Annotated in this window: 16 protein-coding genes; 9 read left to right on the forward strand and 7 right to left on the reverse strand. The window is 71.7% G+C overall.

The window, feature by feature from the left end:
• Positions 1-136: 136 nt before the first annotated feature.
• Positions 137-955, reverse strand: a complete 819-nt coding sequence (locus ABD419_RS04330; RefSeq protein ID WP_344482193.1) for an SGNH/GDSL hydrolase family protein — start codon at positions 953-955, stop codon at positions 137-139.
• A gap of 334 nt (positions 956-1,289) precedes the next feature.
• Between ABD419_RS04330 and ABD419_RS04335 the strand changes: the two genes are divergently transcribed.
• From ABD419_RS04335 to ABD419_RS04345, 3 genes are all read left to right on the forward strand, one after another.
• Positions 1,290-2,327 (forward strand): LacI family DNA-binding transcriptional regulator, encoded by a 1,038-nt coding sequence (locus ABD419_RS04335; protein WP_344482196.1) that lies wholly within the window; start codon positions 1,290-1,292, stop codon positions 2,325-2,327.
• 68 nt (positions 2,328-2,395) lie between these two features.
• Positions 2,396-2,737 (forward strand): CU044_2847 family protein, encoded by a 342-nt coding sequence (locus ABD419_RS04340; protein WP_344482199.1) that lies wholly within the window; start codon positions 2,396-2,398, stop codon positions 2,735-2,737.
• 10 nt (positions 2,738-2,747) lie between these two features.
• Positions 2,748-5,372: a trypsin-like peptidase domain-containing protein gene (locus ABD419_RS04345; protein WP_344482201.1), complete on the forward strand. Its 2,625-nt coding sequence runs from the start codon at positions 2,748-2,750 to the stop codon at positions 5,370-5,372.
• Here ABD419_RS04345 and ABD419_RS04350 read toward each other — a convergent pair.
• Positions 5,362-5,772, reverse strand: coding sequence for a MarR family transcriptional regulator (locus ABD419_RS04350; RefSeq protein WP_425555946.1), 411 nt, complete (start codon positions 5,770-5,772; stop codon positions 5,362-5,364). The two genes, ABD419_RS04345 and ABD419_RS04350, sit on opposite strands and share 11 nt — an antisense overlap.
• Before the next feature lie 181 nt (positions 5,773-5,953).
• Between ABD419_RS04350 and ABD419_RS04355 the strand changes: the two genes are divergently transcribed.
• The 6 genes from ABD419_RS04355 to ABD419_RS04380 all read left to right on the forward strand — a co-directional run bounded on the left by ABD419_RS04355 (position 5,954) and on the right by ABD419_RS04380 (position 9,923).
• Positions 5,954-6,805 carry an NAD(P)H-binding protein gene (locus ABD419_RS04355; RefSeq protein WP_344482206.1) on the forward strand — a complete coding sequence of 284 codons (852 nt, stop codon included), beginning with the start codon at positions 5,954-5,956 and terminating at the stop codon, positions 6,803-6,805.
• A gap of 118 nt (positions 6,806-6,923) precedes the next feature.
• Complete coding sequence (locus ABD419_RS04360; RefSeq protein WP_344482209.1) at positions 6,924-7,520, forward strand: TIGR03086 family metal-binding protein; 597 nt, start codon at positions 6,924-6,926, stop codon at positions 7,518-7,520.
• 268 nt (positions 7,521-7,788) lie between these two features.
• A complete protein-coding gene (locus ABD419_RS04365) occupies positions 7,789-8,103 on the forward strand; it encodes a type VII secretion target (RefSeq protein ID WP_344482212.1) in 315 nt (104 codons plus the stop codon).
• Positions 8,104-8,119: 16 nt separating this feature from the next.
• Positions 8,120-8,833 carry a hypothetical protein gene (locus ABD419_RS04370; RefSeq protein ID WP_344482215.1) on the forward strand — a complete coding sequence of 238 codons (714 nt, stop codon included), beginning with the start codon at positions 8,120-8,122 and terminating at the stop codon, positions 8,831-8,833.
• A 5-nt stretch (positions 8,834-8,838) separates the two neighbouring features.
• Positions 8,839-9,405 (forward strand): hypothetical protein, encoded by a 567-nt coding sequence (locus ABD419_RS04375; RefSeq protein ID WP_344482218.1) that lies wholly within the window; start codon positions 8,839-8,841, stop codon positions 9,403-9,405.
• A gap of 14 nt (positions 9,406-9,419) precedes the next feature.
• The gene (locus ABD419_RS04380; RefSeq protein ID WP_344482221.1) at positions 9,420-9,923 is read left to right on the forward strand and encodes a hypothetical protein; all 504 of its coding nucleotides are present in this window, start codon (positions 9,420-9,422) and stop codon (positions 9,921-9,923) included.
• An 8-nt stretch (positions 9,924-9,931) separates the two neighbouring features.
• Here the strand turns inward: ABD419_RS04380 and ABD419_RS04385 are convergent, their stop codons facing one another.
• The 5 genes from ABD419_RS04385 to ABD419_RS04405 form a co-directional block, all read right to left on the reverse strand.
• Positions 9,932-11,134, reverse strand: a complete 1,203-nt coding sequence (locus tag ABD419_RS04385; RefSeq protein ID WP_344482224.1) for an exonuclease domain-containing protein — start codon at positions 11,132-11,134, stop codon at positions 9,932-9,934.
• A gap of 121 nt (positions 11,135-11,255) precedes the next feature.
• Positions 11,256-12,986 (reverse strand): DUF6055 domain-containing protein, encoded by a 1,731-nt coding sequence (locus ABD419_RS04390; RefSeq protein ID WP_344482227.1) that lies wholly within the window; start codon positions 12,984-12,986, stop codon positions 11,256-11,258.
• Positions 12,987-13,168: 182 nt separating this feature from the next.
• Positions 13,169-14,887, reverse strand: coding sequence for an AIPR family protein (locus ABD419_RS04395; protein ID WP_344482230.1), 1,719 nt, complete (start codon positions 14,885-14,887; stop codon positions 13,169-13,171).
• Entirely contained in the window at positions 14,884-18,204 is a 3,321-nt protein-coding gene (locus ABD419_RS04400; protein ID WP_344482233.1) for a helicase HerA domain-containing protein, read from the reverse strand. Before ABD419_RS04400 ends, ABD419_RS04395 begins: the two co-directional genes overlap by 4 nt.
• The gene (locus tag ABD419_RS04405) at positions 18,201-18,824 is read right to left on the reverse strand and encodes a hypothetical protein (RefSeq protein WP_344482236.1); all 624 of its coding nucleotides are present in this window, start codon (positions 18,822-18,824) and stop codon (positions 18,201-18,203) included. Before ABD419_RS04405 ends, ABD419_RS04400 begins: the two co-directional genes overlap by 4 nt.
• Positions 18,825-18,936 lie beyond the last annotated feature (112 nt).

Genomic DNA, 18,936 nt, shown 5'->3' on the forward strand with positions numbered 1-18,936 from the left:
TCCTTGCGGTGCCGTGCGGCGGTCTGCGGTGGGGTCCTCCGCCGCGGGGTGCCGTCATTCTAAGGGCCTTCGTCCAGTTTGGGGGTGCACGCCGACGGCCCGCGGGGGTCGCCCGCGGGCCGTCGGCGCGAGCGGTCTAGTAATCGAGGAGCGGGACGACGACGTCGGCGTAGGCGGCCTGGCCGGCGGCGTTCGGGTGGAAGGACTCGAGGTTCCCGGTGTAGCCGAGGATCCACGGGTCGGCGGAGCAGACGCCGTGGCCGTCGAACGCGGCGCGCGGGTCGGCGAAGTCGAAGCCGTGGTCTGCCGCGACGGCGGCGGTGGTCTCGGCGAGGAGGTCCGCGGCGTCGTTGAGGAGGGCCTGCTCGGCGGGGGTGATCGCGAGCGCGCCCGCGCAGGCGGTCTCGGCGAACAGGCGCGGGTTGCCGACGACCACGATCTCGGCGGAGAACGCCCGGTTCTCGACCCGGGTGTAGAGGTCGTCGAGCTCGGCGGGGAGGGAGTCGGTGATGATGGCGCGCGCGTTCGCGATCGCGGCCTCGCAAAGGGCGGTGTCGGTGCCGGCGCAGGCGCCGAGGACCGTCGAGAACCCGGCGTCGTTGCCGCCCACGCCGATCGTGACGTGCTCGGTGTTGGCCCGGTAGAGGTGGCCGAGCTGGTTCGCCACGACGTCCTCGATCTTCGCGCCGGAGCAGGCCTCGAACCAGAGGCGCTCGCCGAGGGCGGCCTCGGCGGCCTTGGGGTAGGCGTTGGCGGAGCGGTAGCAGCCGTCGTCGGCGAGGTAGTCGCCGGCGCCGACGCCGGAGGCGAAGGAGTCGCCGAGCGCGACGTACTGCTGGATCGTGACGTCGGCCGAGGCCGGGCCCGCGAGGGCGGCCGCGCCGAGGCCCGCGGCGGCGGCGAGGACCGCCGCACGGGTGAGCATGCGGCGGGTACTGCCTACTGTGAAGGACACGGGGTCTCCATTGCTGTCGTCGGGGCCGGCGGGGCGCGGTTCGGACGCCCCGGCCGGAGGACCGCGTCATTATAGGCAACGAAGTCCATTGTGCCGCAATAGAAACGGTGTGTGACGGTGCTTGCGGGAGGCGGAGAACGGGGACCGCGGCAGCCGCGGCCGAGGCCGGAAACGGTTTCGGGCGGGTTCCGCGCGGGTTTTCTCCGGTGCCGGCCGGGCCCGATTCGGCCTGCCGCGTCACCTCGCGGTCGCGGGAGCGTGCGGACCGGGAACCCGGGAAACAGTTTCCGGTCATGGCTAGAATGTCGGTACACGACATGACGAGGTGCAGCACATGAGCGAACCGGCCCGCCCGCGCGCGACGCTGTCCGAGGTGGCCGAGCGCGCCGGCGTCTCGAAGGCCACGGCCTCCAAGGTGCTCAACGGCCGCCCGGGCGTGGCCGAGGAGACCCGGCGGCTGGTCCGCGAGGCGATCGCCGAGCTCGGCTACGTGCCGACCACCGGACCGCGCGAAGCGCCGGGGCCGCAGTCGATCCACGTCGTGTTCGACACGATCCTGAACATGTACGCGGTGTACGTTCTCGACGGGATCATCAGCGGCGCAAGGGACCTCGGCGTCGAGGTGGTCACCAGCTCGCTGGAGACCGGCGGCGCGGGGACGGGTGTGCCGCTGGGGCCCGCGCGGATCAAGGAGATCGCGGCGCAGGGCGCGGCGGGCCTGGTCGTGGTGACCGCGGAGCTGACCGCCGACGAGATGACCGCCTGCGAGCAGGCCGACCTGCCGCTCGTGGTGATCGACCCCGCCAACCCGCTCGACGAGCGCGTCACGAGCCTCGGCGCCACCAACTGGGCCGGCGGCCTCCAGGCCACGCGGCACCTGCTCGACCTGGGCCACCGCCGGATCGGCTTCGCGGGCGGGCCCGTGCAGTCGGTGCCCGCGCGCGAGCGCCTCCACGGCTACCGCGCGGCCCTCGAATCGGCCGGCATCGACCTCGACCCCGCGCTCATGGGCTCGGGCAAGTTCGAGGAGTCGACCGGCGCGGTGCTCACCGACCGGATGCTCGACCTCGCCGAGCCTCCCACCGCGATCTTCGCCGCCAGCGACTCCATCGCGGTCGGCGTCCTCCGCAGCGCCCGCCGCCGCGGCCTCTCGATCCCCGGCGACCTCAGCGTCGTCGGCTTCGACGACACCTACAACGCCATGTGGATGGAGCCCCCGCTCACCACCGTCAAGCAGCCCCTCCGCCAGATGGGCCGCGTCGCCGCCCGCACCGTCATCGAACTCGCCGCCGGCAAGGTCCCCGACTCCCACCACGTGCAGCTCGCCACCACCCTCGTCGTCCGCGACTCCGCCGCACCCCCGCGCCCCTGACGGGACCCCGCCGCGGGCGTCCTGTTGCTACCGTTGGCGGTACCCCTGACGCACCCCGGGAGATCCATATGCGCCAAGTGGTTCCGGTCAAGATCGGCGAGGCGGAGTTCCTCGTCGAGACGATCGACACCGTCGACGACCCCGACCGCGCCGGCTCCGGCGGCGGCCTCACTCCGATCGGCGACGGGGGCGGGGCCGAATCCTTCGAGCGCATCCGGGGCATGATCGAGGCCGTCGGCGCCGAGCTCGCCGACGTGTGGGCGAAGGTCCAGCCGCAGGAGGCCACAGTGGAGTTCGGGGTGGCCGCGGACATCAAGTCCGGCAGGCTCACCGGCCTCCTCGTCAGTGGCGGGGCCGCCGCGACCCTGAAGGTCACGCTCAAGTGGAGCGCGGCCCCGGGCGGCGAGTGACATGGGGGCCGTGGGGATCGACGACCGCGGGCTCTTCCGCTTCGCCGTGCGCGTCGAGACGGGCCCGGGGGACGGCAGCGGGTTCCTCGGCTCGGGCTTCGTCGCCGCGCCGGGCCTGATCCTCACCTGCGCGCACGTCGTCGCGTCCGCCGGCGAGCGGCGCCTGCGGATCGTCTCCGAACTGCCGCAGGTCAACGCCGCCACCGCGCACGTCATCGCCCGCATCCCCGAGGGCCCCGGCCCCGACGGCCTCTGGGACCGGCCCGACCTCGCGCTCATCGAGCTGCGCGACGACCGCGGGCGCCGCATCGGCGGCCACCCCTGCCCGCGCCTAGACCTCACCGCCGCCCCGCCCCCGGGCCCCGCCCGCCGCCGCGCGATCATCGCCGCCCGCCCCAACCCCGGGAACACCCGGTCCGTGCCGCGCCTGCGCGGCGTCGACTTCACCTGGGAGAGCCTCGACGACCAGGGCTTCTGGTGGCTCGCCGACGGCCATGCGCTGCAGGGCATGTCGGGCTCCATGCTCATCGACCCCGAGCGCCGCGCCATCTGCGGCGTCGTCAACAACAGCCGCGGCCTCGGCGCCCCCACCGGGGCCCTCGCGACGCCGCTCTCCGAACTCGCGGCCCTCGGCGTCCGGCTCGACGCCGTCACCGGCTTCAACGGCGCCAGCGAATGGGACGCCGCGTTCGACCGGCGCCCCGACAGCATCTGGCGCGACCACTGGAACCCCGGGCTCAGCGGCCGCCACTTCGTGGGCCGCGAACAGGAGCTCGCCGACCTCCTCGCGGCCGTCGAGGCGGCCGACGGCGTCGCGGTGATCCAGTCGATCGGCGGGTTCGGCGGCGTCGGCAAGACCGCCCTCGCGGTCGCCTTCGCGAACCGCTTCGGCGACCGGTTCGACGGCCGCGTCTTCCACGACTTCGAGTCCTACCGCGGACCGGTGGCGGACACCGGCGCCGACGCGCTCGGCTCCGTGCTCACCGGCATCGGCGCGGCCACGCCCAACGAGGTCGAACTCCTCGACGCCCGCGCCAGGAGCGACCGCTGGCACGCCGCGGCCGCCGACCGCCGCCTCCTCATGGTGTGGGACAACGTGGACGACTCCGCCCAGCTCGACGGCCTCCTCGTCCGCGGCTCCGGGTGCGTCACGATCGTGACCACGCGCGACCGGCTGGACATCGCCGACGCCGGCGACCTCCGCCTCGACGTGCTCGACGAGGGCGAGGCGATCGCCATGTTCACGGGCCTCGCCGGGGGCGGGCACCCCCCGGCGCTCGTCGCCGAGCTCGTCCGCCGCGACCTCTGCGTCCCGGTGCTCATCGCCACCCACGCCCGCGAGATCGCGGGAGGCGACGCCGCCCTCGACGAGATCATCGCGGACCTGCCCGAGCCCGATCCGTCACGGCGCCAGAGCGACCCGCACAACCAGCGGGACCTCTTCGACCGACTCGAAGGCTCCTACCGGCGCCTCGATCCGTCCGAGCGGCGGGCGTTCCGGGCCTTCGGCGCGCACCCCGGCGCGCTCGCCACGCTCGGCAGCCTCGCCGCCGCGATGGACTGCGACCTGCGCGAGGCCGAGCGGCGCATGCACGGCCTCGTCAACGCGGGCCTCGCCGTCCGCGACCTCACCCGCACCAGTCGCGAGCGCGCCCTCCGGTGCTACCGCGCCCACGACCTCCTGCGGGTCTACGGCGCGCACGTGGCCGGGGCCGAGGGCGACCTGGAGGCCTTCCGGCTCGCTCTGGCCCAGCACTACCTGGACCGGCTCGGCACCGGGTTCGAGGAGCACCCCGACTGGTTCGAGGCCGAGGTCGAGACCATCGAGCACCTGAGCACCGGCGGCGCCACCGTCGAGTACGCCCACCTCGCCCGCTTCCTCGGCTACCGGGCGCTGCGGTACTGCGCCTACGACGCCGCCGAGACCGGGTTCACGCAGGCCGAGCGGATCGACCGCGCCCGCGGCGACCAGGGACGCACCGGCCACTCCCTCTGGGGCCTCGGCGAAGTCGCCCGGCTGCGCGGCGAGCTCGAACCGGCCGCCGCGCGGTACCGGGCGGCGCTGGAGTGCTCGGAGGCCGCCGGGGACCCCGGGGGCGTCGGCAACGCCCGGCGTGGCCTGGCCGAGGTCGTGCAGCTGCGCGGCGACGCCGAGCTGGCGGAGCGGCACTACACGGCCGCGATGGAGGCGTACCGCGAGGGCGGGTACGCGCACCGCATGATCTACGTCGAGCGGGGCCTCGGCCGGGTCGCGATCCTCCGCGGCGAGCACCGGCTCGCCGCCGAGCGGTTCATGTCCGCGCTCGCGGCCTCGGAGTCCGAGGGGGACTCGTACGGGATCGCGTTCGCGCTCCTCGGCATCGGCGACGCCGCCCTCGCCGCGGGCGACGAGGACGAGGCCGCGTCGCGGTTCGAGGAGTCGAAGGCGCTGTTCGACACCGGGGGCGACCCGGTCGGCGCGGCGAACGCGGTGCAGGGCCTGGGGAAGGCGGCGCTCGCGGCCGGGGACACGGCGCTCGCGCGCACGCGGTTCGAGGAGGCCGAGCGCGTGTACCTCGAACACGACGCGGCCCGGAGCCTCACCGAGCTCAAGGCGGACCTCGTCCGGTTGGAGGCCGCCGAGCTCAGCCTGTAGCGCCCTGGTCGTCGAGGGCGCGTTCGTAGGTCAGGAGCGTGTCGACGAAGGTGCGGCGCTCGGCGGGGGTCAGCGGGGCGAGCGCGGTGCGCCAGGCGGCGGCGCTGCCGGCGAGCCAGTCCTGGATCTCGGGGCGCATCTCGGCGGTGATGGAGACGATGCGGCGGCGGCGGTCGGCGTCGTCCTCGCGGCGTTCCAGGACGTGCTTGCGGCTGAGCTCGCCGACCATGAGGCTCACCGTGGTCGGCGCGACCTCGAGGCGGGCGGCCAGGTCGTTGACGGTGGCGGGGCCGTCGAAGAGCAGGAGCGCGAGGAGCGAGAGGTGGCGCGGGCTCAGTTCGAGGGAGCGGACGCGCTCGGGCACGGGGAGGCGCTTGGCGCGGCCGACCATGCGGGGCATGTGCAGCAGGAGCTCGCGGATCGAGTCGTCGACGCCATCTCGGGTTGACACGGGCACGCCTCCGGATTATCTTTGCATCTAAAGTCTCTTTGCTTTCAAAGCAAATAGGTTCCATCGCCATGCTACCCGAGGGCGCGCCCCGCGCCCCGCCCTCGCGTACCCCAGACCAGGAGCGACACCCATGACCGAACTCGACGGCACCGTCCTCGTCACCGGCGCCCGCGGCAACATCGGCTCGCGCGTCGCGGCCGCCCTCGCCGCCGCCGGCCACCGCGTCCGGGCCTCCGCACGCGACACCGCTGGACTCGCGGTTCCCGAAGGGGCCGAGACGGTCGCGCTCGACCTCACCGACCCGTCCGGCGCGGAGGCCGCGCTCGACGGCGTCCGCACCGTGTTCCTCTACCCGACCTTCGGCGACATCGGCGGCTTCCTCGACGCGGCCGTCAAGGCCGGAGTCGAGCACGCGGTCCTGCTCTCCTCCCCCGCCGCGTACGACCCGGTCGAGCACGCCGGCCCGATCGGGACCGCGCACCGGGCCGTCGAGGACGCGGCCCGGGAGTCGGGCCTGCCGCACACCGTGCTGTACCCGTCGTGGCTGGGCAGCAACGTCTTCCGCGACTGGAAGGACCAGATCCTCGCGGGCCGCGTCTCGATCGCGTTCCCCGAGTGGCGGATCAACCCGATCCACCTCGGCGACGTCGCCGAGGTCGCGGCGGACCTGCTGACGCGCGAACGGTTCCGGGGCCGCAGCCTCGTCCTCACCGGACCGGCGTCCATGAGCCAGCGCGAGGTCATCGCGGCCGTCGCCGCCGAGCTCGGGCGGCCGGTCGAGGTCGAGGAGCTGTCCCGGGAGCAGGCCCTCGCGGGCCGTCCCGACTGGTTCCCCGCGGCCATGTTCGACTCGCTCCTCGACGTCGCCGCGAACTTCGGCGACACCCCGGCCACGGTCAACAACAACGTGGAACGGGTCCTGGGCCGCCCGGCCCGCACGTTCGAAGCGTGGCTGCGCGAGGAGCGGGCCGCGCTCGCCTGACGGGGGCGCCGTCCTCGACCGACGTGAAGCAGCGGGCCGACCGGGTCTCCACCGGCGATGAATCCGGGCGGCCCGCGTCGTCTGCTCCAGTGCAGACCATACGACGCGAGGAGTGAGCATGTCCGGGACCGAAGTCGACTTCAAGATCGTGACCGACCTGGTGGTCGGGCTGCTCGACGGCATCGAAAGCGAGCGGCTCGACTCCCCGACCCCGTGCGAGGAGTACACGGTCGCGCAGGTCCTGAACCACTTCCTGGGCCTGGCACTGGCCTTCACTGCGGCCGCCCGGGGCGAGCGCGGGCCGCACAACGACGCGCCTCCCGGCACGCCGCCGGCCGAACTGCCCGACGACTGGCGGGCGCTCCTCGAAGCGCGCCTCCAGGTCCTGGCCGACGCCTGGTCCGAACCCGCCGCCTGGGACGGCGACGCCACCGCCGGGGGCGTCACGTTCCCGGCCGCGATCATGGGGCTCGTGGCCCTCAACGAGGTCGCGATCCACGGCTGGGACCTGGCGGCGGCGACCGGCCAGCGCTACGAGCTCGACTCGTCCACAGTCGACCTCCTCACCGGCTTCGTCGGCCAGGACGCCGACGACCAGGAGGCCCGCCAGGGCATCTACGCCCCGGCCCTCGAACCCGCCCCCGACGCCACCCCGCAGGACCGCCTCATCGCCCTCACCGGCCGGAACCCGAACTGGCGCAGCGAAGCAGCATGATCGCCGCGGGGTCGGCCGCGCCCGGCACGATCGGCTGCCGCCGAGATCTCGCCGATTCGTTCACCGCTCCCGCCACATGGGCCACAACGGTTTATAGTGGTCCCCCTGCGTGACGCGGCTGTACCCCACGGCAGTCGATTTGCCCCTATCGTTCGAGGTCTGACCAATTCGAATGCCACTGCTCACGTTGGCGCTCAGGAGGAAAGGATCTCGAACATGATCGAGGGCATCACGCGGCGGCTCCCCCGACTCGGCGGGGGGCCTCGGCATGAGTGAGCACTTCGAGGTCGTACCGGAGGATCTCCACACCCACGCGGCGCACATCGACGGGTTCCTGGACCGCTTCGCCGCCATCCAGTCCGCGATCGACTCCGTGACCCAGGACGACGAGGCGTACGGCATCATCTGCCAGTTCCTGCCCCCGGTCCTCGCAAGTCGACAGGAAGACCAGAAGCGGCTCTCCGTCAAGGCCGAGGGCAATTTCGGGAAGCTCGCCGACGCGCTGCGGCGCACCGCCGAGCAGTACACGGCCTCCGACGAGGGCGCCGCCGAGCGGCTCCGGCGGATCGAGTCCGAGCGGTGAAGGCGGGGAGGAGCATATGAGCGACCTAGTCGCCACCGAATCCGACGTCCCCCCGCAGCCCGGGGCCGCCGTCGCGGGAGCCGGGATCGTGGAGTCCTATGCGGGCCTGGCGATGGCGATCGACTCCGGTTCCTGGATCGACGCCTCGGTCGCCGGCCTCGGCGTCGCCTTGGAGACCGTCGGCGCCGTCCTCGACCCGATCGGCACCCTCGCCTCGGCGGGCGTCGGCTGGCTCATCGAGCACGTCGAACCGCTCCAGGACGCGCTCGACATGCTCGCCGGCAACCCCACCCTCGTCGAGGCCCACGCGATGACCTGGGACAACATCGCGAACGAGTATTTCGCGATGTCGGCGGAGATGGAGGCGTTCATCGACGCCGACGTCGAGTCCTGGGACGGCGAGGCCTCTGACGCCTACCGCGACAAGGGCGACATCAACGCCGACGCGCTCGGCTGCCTCGGCGGCACCGCGCTCTCGCTCGGCACCGCCACCCGCGGCGCGGGGCAACTGGTCTCGATGGTCCGCGAGTTCGTGCGCGAGTTCGTCGCCGAGTGCATCGGCTCCCTGATCGCCTGGGCCGCCGAAGTGGCATTCACCGTCGGCATCGGCGCCGCCTGGGTGATCCCCAAGGCCGTCATCAAGATCACCGAATGGGTCGGCAAGATCTTCGGCTGGATCACCGGCCTCATCGACTCCATCACCGCCCTCCGCGACCTCCTCTTCGGGTGACCGCCGTGAACCGAATCCTCCTCAGAGCCGTCCTGATCCCCGTCCTCTTCTCGCTGCTCGGTCTTCACGGCCGGAAGCGGAAGAAGCCTCGAACCCGCTCAGAAGGGCGGAGCAACGAAGGAGACAGCCGCAAGGCCGATGAGCAGCTCAACCGGGGAGCCGTCGACGACTCGGACGCACCCGCCGACTCCGGCAAGCCCAAGGACGAGGGGAACGGCCAGCCTCCGCCGAAGAAGAAGCCGAAGTTCGAGTTCGACGAGGACATGGTCGACGCGACTTGGGAGAAGCACCGGCCGGGTGGCTACTACGACAGCCAGAAGCCGCCGGTGAAGAACAACGTGTATCACAAGGACTTCACGAAGGACGACCTGCGCGCCGCACTCTTGGACGCGCAGCAGAACGGCGTGGACCGGCCGCGCGGCGTCAACTCGGACGACATCATGCGCAGTGGAAAATACGTGTACTGGAACCCGTACACCGACAAGCCGACCGGGGTCAACGGTCAGACCGGCCTGCTCATCCCGGTCGCCGGCGATGGCAACATGAAGACCGCCTATCCCTTTGAATCCTGACAGGAGTGGTAGCCGTGGACGGACGTCGCACCGACGTGAGGTACACGCCGAGTCCCGACGACCCCTCGTGGTCGGGCGACTGGGCTCCCGCGACGCCGAAGGGTGTGCCGATCGGCTGGGACCAGCTCGGCGAGGACGACTTCCTGTACGAGCGGTTCCGGGTGGACGTGAGTCTGGAGGTCGGCGGCCTCTTCTTCTCCCGGCGGTACCTGCCGGTCGTAGACTTCGCGCTCGCCTGGGCCTCCGCCCCGATCGTGCTGAAGGAGAAGCCGCGCATCGACATGCACTCGTCGGTGGAGGCCATCACCTACAAGGCCGCGCGGGAGGGCGCGACGGTCACGGTGACCACCAACGACCACGAGGGCGAGGGCCGGATCGCCTGGACCGAGCTGGAGGACCTGGTCGACACGATGATCGAGCGCGCGTTCACGATCCTGTACGGGCACCACCCGGAGCTGCGGACCAACCCGTACCTCCTGGACCTCCGGGAGCGGCTTGCGGAGCTGGGGCTCCGGTGAGCGGTCCGTCAGGCCGGGGCCATGCGGGCGAGGACGGTGTCCACGGCGTCGGCGCCGATCACCGGGATACCGTACTGGCGGGCCTTCGAGGCCTTGCCGGACATGGAGTCGGGGTCGGCGGCGACCACTAGGGACGTCTTCTTGGTGACGGTGGCGGCCACGTGCAGCCCGGCGGCTTCGAGGCGCGCGGCCCAGAAGGACTTCGACTCGGCGAAGGCGCCGGTCAGGACCGCGGTGTCGCCGCGCGTCAGGCGGAATCCGCGGCCGGGGCGGACCGGCGGCGGCTCGTCGGCGTTCAGGGCGTCGTCGACCGCGTCCGCGGGGAGGGACAGCAGGCCGGCGACGCGGGCGAGGTCGTCGCGTTCGGCGGCGGAGACGGCGCCGTCCGCGGCGGCGGCCAGGGACCGCAGGTAGCCGCGGTGGAGGCCGAGGGCGGCCGTGCGGCCGATGCCGAGTCCGGAGGCCAGGTCCACCAGGGCGTCGGCCTCGGTGGCGGAGATGTGGCGGTCCACGAGGGCGCGGTCGAGGAGGGCGAGGTACATGTCGGCCTGCGGCGGGTCGGGGACGCGCGGCAGGTGGTCGACCAGCCGGGCGAGGAACTCACCGCCGTCGCCCGCGCCCGCGCCGCGGCGCACCGCCGGGGTGGACCGGGCCGGGACCGGGGGCCAGTGCATCTCGTCCAGGCCCAGGCCGCGGCCCTCCCACACCGGCACCGGCCCCATGCTGTTGAGGTACAGGGCGAACAGCTCCGCGGTGGCGAGGACGTCGGACATGGCCTCGTGCGGCCGGTCGTTGGCGATCCCGCCGGCCAGGCAGCAGTCGGCGAGGCTGCGGCCGGCGTCGGGGAGGAAGTGGCCGGCCCACTGCATCGTGCAGACGCCGAAGTGGGTGAGGTCCGGTATCTCGCAGCCCATGCGGAGGTACTCGTGGGCGAGCAGGCGGCCGTCGAAGGCGAGGTTGTGGGCGACCGGCACGCGGCCTCGGAGCAGCTCGACGACGTCCCCGGCGACCCGGTCGAACGTGGGGGCCTTGCGGACGTCGGCGGCGCGCACGCCGTGGAGCTCCTGCGGCCCGAGATCGCGCCGGGGGTTGACGAGGGTCTCCCAAGTGGCGGTGACCAGGCCGTCCTCGTCGAGCTGCGCGACGGCGATCTCGACGATCCGGTCCTTGCTGAGCAGGCCGGTCGTCTCCACGTCGATGACCGCGTACATCGCGCCTCCCGTCCGGTCGCGGATCAGAGGCTCAATGTAGCCGCCGCCGGTCCGCCGCGGCACCCCCGAGCCGGCGGGCCTGCGGGACGGTTCGGGCCGTCCCGCAGGCCCCCCGCCCGCATCAGGACGGCGTGGCGCCGGTGATGGTGAGCTGGTACGGGAACGGGTCGCCGACGCCGGTCTGCCACATCGTGTAGTTGCGGTGGACGGACGGGGTGGCGGCGACGACGAGCATCATGTGGGTCTCCCCGCTCTGGAGCGAGAAGTTCGCGGTCTGGCCCGGCGAGATGAGCGGGCTGTAGCGGACCGAGAAGTCGGCCTTGACGGCCACGAGCCGGAAGCGCCAGTCGGCGCCCGAGAGGCTCGAGGCCCCGGTGAGCGAGACGGACACGGCGGACGCGGTCGGGTTGAGCCGGAAGATGTTGTGGCCGTACTGGTGCGGCGCGTCGGACGCCGCGATCTGGTACCGGTTTCCCCCGAGGCCGGTGAGCGGGTCGGTGTGGAGCGGCCGGTAGCTGCCGCCGCCGCGCCACAGGTCGGTGCGCATGGCCGCGCCCTGGTCGAAGTCGTACACGACCTGCCTGGAGGTCATCTCGCCGATGAGCGCGGCGAACTCCTGCTGGTCGAGTTGGAGGACGCGCTTGATCGTGTCGATCGGATGCTCGCCCTGCCTGGCCTCGAACCAGAGCCGGTCGACGGCTTCGGCGCCGTACAGTTCGGCGATCGTGTCGAACATGAGCCAGTCGCCGTAGTACGTCTCCTGCGCGAGCCAGCGGAAGTGCTGGCGTTCGAGGTAGTACCCGGATCCGAGGACGACCTCGGGGCGGTTCATGCGGGCCATGTAGTTGGCGTGCGCCTCCCAGACCGGCCCGGCGACGGGGTTGCCGTGGCCCCAACCGCCGTTGTTCCCGTTGGCGTCGTTGATGTCGCTCGCATAGGACTGGAGGATGTGGTTGAACTCGTGCGACTCGACCCAGTCGTCCCAGATCTTGTCGTACGGCATGCAGAGGTGGCCCACCCCGATGTCGTCCGGCCCGGCCCAGTTCGCGGGCGGCAGGAACCCGTTCGACCAGGTGCCGCACAGGTAGAGGTTGATGCGGTACCGGGAGCCGACGCCGTGGTCGGCGGGGTCGACGAAGCCGACCTCGTTCACGTAGAAGTCGTAGATCTCCTCCATGTGCTCCGCCACCCACTGCGGGTAGTTCGCGTACCCGCGGGACCGCCCCCAGGCGACGGCGTCGATCGCGTCGCCCCAGCGGACGGTGAAGTTCGCCGACTCGACGTAGTTGTCGGTCTCCGCGCCGGCCTCGGTGAGGAACGCCGGCGTGCGGGTCTGCTTCTGCTGCTGCGGGTTCCCGGTCGGCGTCTCGGTCGGCTCGCCGTTCGTCGGCGTCGTGGTCGGGGTCGAGGTGCCCCCGCAGGTGGTCCCGTTGACCTTGAACGAGGTCGGGATCGTGCCGGTCCCGGTGACGGTCATGCCGAACACCTCGCGGGTCTGGCCCGCCGAGACCTGCGCGTTCCAGCCGACGTCCTCGCCGGTGAAGTGCGCGCCCGACTGCGTGTACGCCACGTTCCAGGCGTTCTGCACGCTCGATCCGCTCGGCAGGTCGAACTCGACGGTCCAGCCGTTCAGCCCGTCCGACCCGGCCTTGATCGAGACCGCGGCGTTGTGCCCGGTCCCCCACTGCGAGGTGATGGCGTACTGCACGGCGTCGCAGGCGGCGGCCGATGCCGGGTTGGCCGCGACGAACGCCAGCGACGCGGCCAGCAGCGCTCCGCAGGCCGCGAACACCGCTGCGGCCCTTCTTCTCAGCCGCACGCGCGCACGGCCGACGGTGGGTGTGACTTCCATGGGTTGAGCTCCTAAGCCGAGTAGGGGGCTCAGCCGTCCCCGGTTGTCGAGGACCCGAGTCGCCGCGGCCCGACCCACTCCGGGCCGCCGGACTCGTCTGGACGACTGCCCAAACATTCAAGTAGATCGATGTTAAGGCAAACATCCACCCAGGGCAACCCAAACCGGCCGCCGAATACGGGCTACCCGACCTCCGCGGCCTCCTTCAGGAACCGCTCCGTGAAGCCCTTGGTGCGGGCGAGGTCGCTCAAGCGCTGATGCGACGTCTCGGTCGCCAGCAACCGCTCCAGGCGCCCGATCATGAGGCTGACGAGGTGCTCGACCTCGTCGCGGTCCCAGATCCGCGCCAGCAGCGCTTCGCAGTGCGCCGCTGCCTTCTTGGGGCTCGCCGGCAGCGGCCTGCCCTCGGCGAACCGCTCGACCAGCGCGGCCACGAGCATGAACCTCGCGGGCTTCCACTTCCGCTCGACCCGGTTGTTCCGCAGGAGCCAGTCGACCTGGTACCAGACCGAGGCGGCCGTGTAGTACGCGATCGGGAGGCTGTCGCGGTGGAAGATCCGCAGCGCGGGGTCCTTGCGCAGCTTCGACGTCCGCGACGCCTCGTGCGCGTGCCCGCGGAACGCCGAGGCGTACGCCTGGGCGAGCTGCCCCTGCCGGATCACCCTGGTCATCGTCACCGAGCGCGCCTCGTACTGCCCGCTGCGGCGCTCGTAGTACAGGTCGCGCGGCGCCGGCCGCGCCCGGAAGAACGCCTCGATGTCCTTGTGGATCTGCTGGTCGGCGCGCAGGTCCTCCGGAGCGATCTCGGTCTGCCGGTTGGTGGCGACGGTGATGTCGCCCGCGATCTCGCCGTCCTCGGTCTCGATGACGATGAGCTTGACGTGCACGTCGTCGGTGAGCCTGTCGCGGTTCTGGAAGAGCACGTGGCCGGTCTGGCAGCCGTTGACGATCTGGAAGTCGCTCATGTGGCACTCGGTGCCCGACGTGTCGAAGTGCTCGGCGATCACCGTGATCCCGTTGTTGAGCACGGCGAAGCGCCGGCGCTTGGCCGGATCGGCGAGCGTCAGCGCGATCCCGTCGTTGACCTCGTTCTGCGCCCCGAGGAACTCCCGGAGGTTGTCCTCGAACAGGAACTTGCGGATGCTGCCGCCCTCGTCCACGAGGAGCCGCTCCACGATCACCGAGGCCGGGATGGTGCCCATCCACGCCTCCTTGACGCCCTCCATCACCGGGAGCGCCGACCGGTTGGCCCATTCGAAGTGGGCCTTCACCTTCCGGAGCGTGCGCTTGAACAGCCGGTCGAGCTCGCGCCACCCGGCCGCCGCGAACCGGACCGAGTGGAACCGCCCCAGCTCGTCGAGCGAGGCCTCCGCGGACCGGCACTTCTCCAGCATGTCCTCATTGGACTCCTGCCCGCAGTGAACGTACCGCACCTCCAGCCTCGGGCTCTTCTCGGCCAGCTTGTGATGGTGGTCGTAGATGAGGCACAGCGCGTCGTGCAGCTCCACCACCTCCGGCGAGGCCGTGTACGTGATCGGGGGCCGGGCGCAGACCTGCCGCAGGTTGTCGGCCAGGTCCGCCACGACCTTCCCCTCGTACGAGCCGCTGAGCTTGGCCTGCACCACGATGACGACCACGTTCATCTCGCGGCAGGCCTCGACCGCCTGCTTCACGCCGTCGAAGTCGTGGAAGAGGTCCCCGTTGACGACGATGCCCCACGCGTCGACCCCGAGGTCGTTCCCGCCCCCGGTCCGGTGCAGCTCGGGCTCGAACTTGTCCTCGTGGAACTGGTGCAGCACGCAGTAGGCGGCGAACACCTCGAACAGCCGCGCATCGTCCAGTTCGGGCAGTTCCTGGTCGGCCCTGAAAGCCGTCAGGCGCTCCCTGATGATCTCGTTCACGCGCTCGGCTCCTCGCCGGATCGGTGCACCGCCGCCAGGATCTCCTCGGCGGTCGGGGCGGTGGAGGGGTGGTGGGAGAAGCACATCGGCACGTTCACGCGCTCGGTGGGCGACCCGTCCGCCGCGAGGTAGAACTGCCCCGCGGACAGGTGCGCCAGGTCGACCGAGGACCCGCCCTTGGTCTGGGCCACCTCGGTGGCGGCCGCGATCTGGGACGGCGCGTTGATGCGCCCGTACCAGTGGGTCGCGCAGTTGCCCACGATCCGGTTGTGGATCCCCTTGGGCGCCTGAGTCGCGAACAGCATCCCCAGGCCGTACTTCCTCGCCTGGGAGACGAGCGCCAGCGTGGAGTCGAGGCAGAGGGTCGACCCCGACGACGGCGCCAGCGTCTGGGCCTCGTCGAGGACGAGCAGACCCGACAGCGGCCGGTCGACCGCGGGGTTGCGCTTCGCCCAGGAGAACAGCGCGAGTTCGAGCTGGTTCACGAACCCCTGGCGCTGCTCGTCGGTGGGCAGCCCCATGAAGTTCACGACCGAGATCCGGGCCCGCTTGCCGTCCGGCGGCGTCAGGAGCACCCCGGGGTCCAGCGGGCTGCCAGCGCCGCCGAACACGCGGTCGTTGATGACCGCGGCCTGCAAGGTGGACGCGATCTGCGCCGCGATGTCCTCGGCCTTCACAATCGCGCTCACGCCGTCGGGCAGGTCCGCGAGGAACATCAGGAACCCCTGGAAGTCGGAGCTCCCGTCGCGCGCGTATGCCGCGAGCGCCTGCTTCAGGACAGCCCGCGCGTGATCGTCCCGCGGCGTCGACTTTCCGATCCTCGCCCGCGGCACCAGCGACGCGACCGCCGTGTCGACGGCGATGTCGAACTCGTCGGGGTCCGAGGCCACGGCCGAGAAGTCCGGCAGCGGCTGGAAGCTCAGCGGGCGACCGCGGTTCCGGCCGGGGGTCCAAACCACGACGTCGACGGTGCGCGCGTACTCCTCCGCCCAGGCCCGGTCGCCCTCCAGCCACCCGTCCGGCGGTTCGGGCCACCGCTGGCCGAGGCGGGACAGGTCGTTGTTGGGGTCCAGGACGATCGACGAGACGCCCTGAAGCGCCGCGGTCTCGATGATCCGCCGCAACAGGACGGTCTTGCCCGAGCCCGAGCCGGCGAACACGCCGAGGTGCTTGGCCATGGCCTGGAGGTCCAGGTGCACCGTCCGGTGGTCGAGCCGGGTCGCAATTGGCGCGGCCCGCCGCTCGAGGGCGACCCGCCCGGCCGTCGCCTCGGCGACCCGGACCTGCCCTGTGCCTTCCTCCCCGATCGCGCCGACGGTGCTGGTGGCGCCCTCACCCAGGGCGCCGACGTTTATGCTGCCGCCTCTGGCAGTGGCGTTGGCTACCGCCTGCGTCAACGGGACCTCGATGAACACCCGCGACTCGGTGACCGTCCGCTTCTCGACCTGGGATCGAGGGGCGCTGGTCGGCTTGGGCACGTCCGGCACCGCGATGACCGTTCGCGCTTCCGGCGGCCCGCCGAACACCGCCTGCAGCAGGTAGGTGCGCGAAGCGGGTCGACGCTTGCCGAGCCAGTCCTCGAAGCCGGGGATGTGCTCGGACTCCATGCGCTCCAGCGCCGCGAACGTCTGGTAGTCCTCTTCGGAGGCGAGGACCTCCAGCCCGTCCTGGCGGATCCGCCCGATCCACTCCCAGACCTGGGCCCCGGCCGACCAGCGGCGCCAGCCGGTGCGGGAGGCGGTCACCCACAGCACCGCATGGTTGTCCTGGACCGGGTCGTCCTCGCCGACCTTGGCCCAGTGGCAGAGCGCACGCACCCGGTGGAGCACGGCCCTGCCGTGGTCGGTGGAGATCGCCCGGAAGACCCACCGCTTCGGCCTGCTGCCAGCGCGGTCGTGCACCTCGGCGTGGAAGCCCTGCTTCTCCCCTACCGAGAGCCTGACGTCGAAGGTCTCGGGGTCGCGCCCGGCCTCGATCCGGTAGGCGCGCAGGCCTGCGCCGAGCAGCGGGCGGAGTTTCACGTACTCCGATTCGGGGTCGGTGGCCGCTTCCCGCGAGGTCTCGGAGCGGTACCTGGCGAACACCTCGTCGAGGTCGGCGAGCGACGCCTCCTCCGCGGCATGGGAGCCGCGAACGGGACTCGCGACGACGTCCAACCGCTCCAGCTCGGTCACGGCGCCCGCTTCGACGCAGGTGCGGATGTGGTCGCCGGCGGTGCGAAGCAGCTGGCGAGGGCTGAAGTTGACCGCTTGCGCGAGACCCCGCGCCGGGAACGGATAGCTCGGGTACGGCGGTTCGAAGCCCGACTCGCGGTAGATGGGTTCGAGGACCGCGGCGAGCAGCGCTGCCGCGACCTCGGCGCTCGGCAGTGCGTCGTCGAGGCGGGCCGGGGGCTCGAATCGCTGAACGATGGTCGCGGTCGTGTAGTTGCTGAACTCCCGCCACGTGTTCCGCAGGCAGGCGATGACGACGGTGGTCCGCCGGGTCTCGTCCCGCACGTCGACCAAGTTCACACCGAGCATGTCGAGCAGCTGGCCCGCGTTCTCCCGGTGCCGCTCGGCGGTGCCGGACTTCGAGGCCCGCACGATGTCGTCCACTTGGTCCACGGCGACCACGGTCGCCCCGCAGAGCGACATCAGGTGCGACAGGTCGCGCACGACCCCCTTCGCGGGCGTGCGGTTCGTCCCGGGGAGTCCGAGTTCGGGGTCGGCGTCGACCTCGCCGCCGTTGAGGAACTCGTCCCCCGCGCTCGCGGCGAACTCGTCTCGGGAGTGCAGGTAGAGCAGTGCCTTGAGGGTCCATCGGGCGCTGCCGAGCGCCGGATCGAGCTCGCGCACCGCTTCGATGAACCGGGACGCCGACTCCGCGTCCGGGCGCCGGTCGTTCAGGATCTGGCGGCGGACCTTGTCGGGCACCCGCGCCCGCTGGGCCAGGGTGTCGAGCAGGTACGCGAGGCCGGTCGGGGCCAGCCGGTGCGGCATGTTGAGCGCGTAGAGGTAGCTGCCGACGAGGTTGGGCCAGAACTGGTCGAGGTGGAGTATGTTGAGCCGCACGAAGAATCCGCCGCGGTCCTGGACCTGCTTCCGGGTCTGCCCGAGCAGGTGGCTCTTGCCGCGGCCGCCCTCGCCGATCACCGGGAGGCCGTACACGCTCGAGCGGGGGCTGCGCTCGGCGAGCTGGATCTGCGCCTCGACCGCCTTCATCACGGTCTCGTTGATGCCCTCGACGTGTGGGCGGGAGTTCTCGACCCAGATGTCGTCTGGGGTGACGGCGAAGTCGCTCGGTGCTCTCCGCAGCGCTTCGAGTGCGTCGCTCATCGCACCTCGATCCCTATGAGGTGGCGGTGCTCTCCGCCGAGCCAGAGTGCCGCGTCGCGGTCGGCGTCGGTGAGGGTCTTCTGGTTCGACTCGGGGATCAGCTGGATCTCCCGCAGGGTGTGCAGCTCGGCGAGGACCTTGTCGACCTCCTCTCGGGCGGCGTCGTCGAGCCGCTCGCGCAGCGCGAGGAGCGGGACCCAGTCGGCGCTGTCGCCGGTCAGCTCCTGGTACGCGGCGATGATCTTGTCGGCCAGGGTCTCCGCGGCGGGCTCGGGGTAGACGTCGGCGAGCTCGGTGCCGACCCGGTCCATGTGGGCGGAGAAGTCCTGGATGATCGACCAGAGGATGCGGGCGGTCCGGTGGGTGATCTTCGCGGGGGCGGGCTTCGCCAGCAGTTCCCTCGCGGCCCGCCAGCCGGGATCGGTCAGCTCCCACTCCTGGGCCCTGCCGACCTTGCGGACGCTGATGAGGCCCTTCTCGGTGAGGCGGTCCTTCTCGTCCTTCTTCGGCTCGTACGTTCCGAAGGCCAGCTTGACCTTGGCGGTGGAGCCGTTGCCGCGGAGATGCACGAGCGAGAGCAGGAGATTGAACTCGGGGACGCTGAATTCAAGGTCGGACATAGGGGGAGGTCCATTCCGTAGCGCTGGGAAGGTGTGGGGAATACAGGGACGATACCGTTTCACCTCGCGCTTGTCAGCCCCTGTATTGGACTTTGCAACCGACTCCGAGTCC

Source organism: Glycomyces endophyticus, assembly GCF_039531525.1.
Taxonomy (GTDB): domain Bacteria; phylum Actinomycetota; class Actinomycetes; order Mycobacteriales; family Micromonosporaceae; genus Glycomyces; species Glycomyces endophyticus.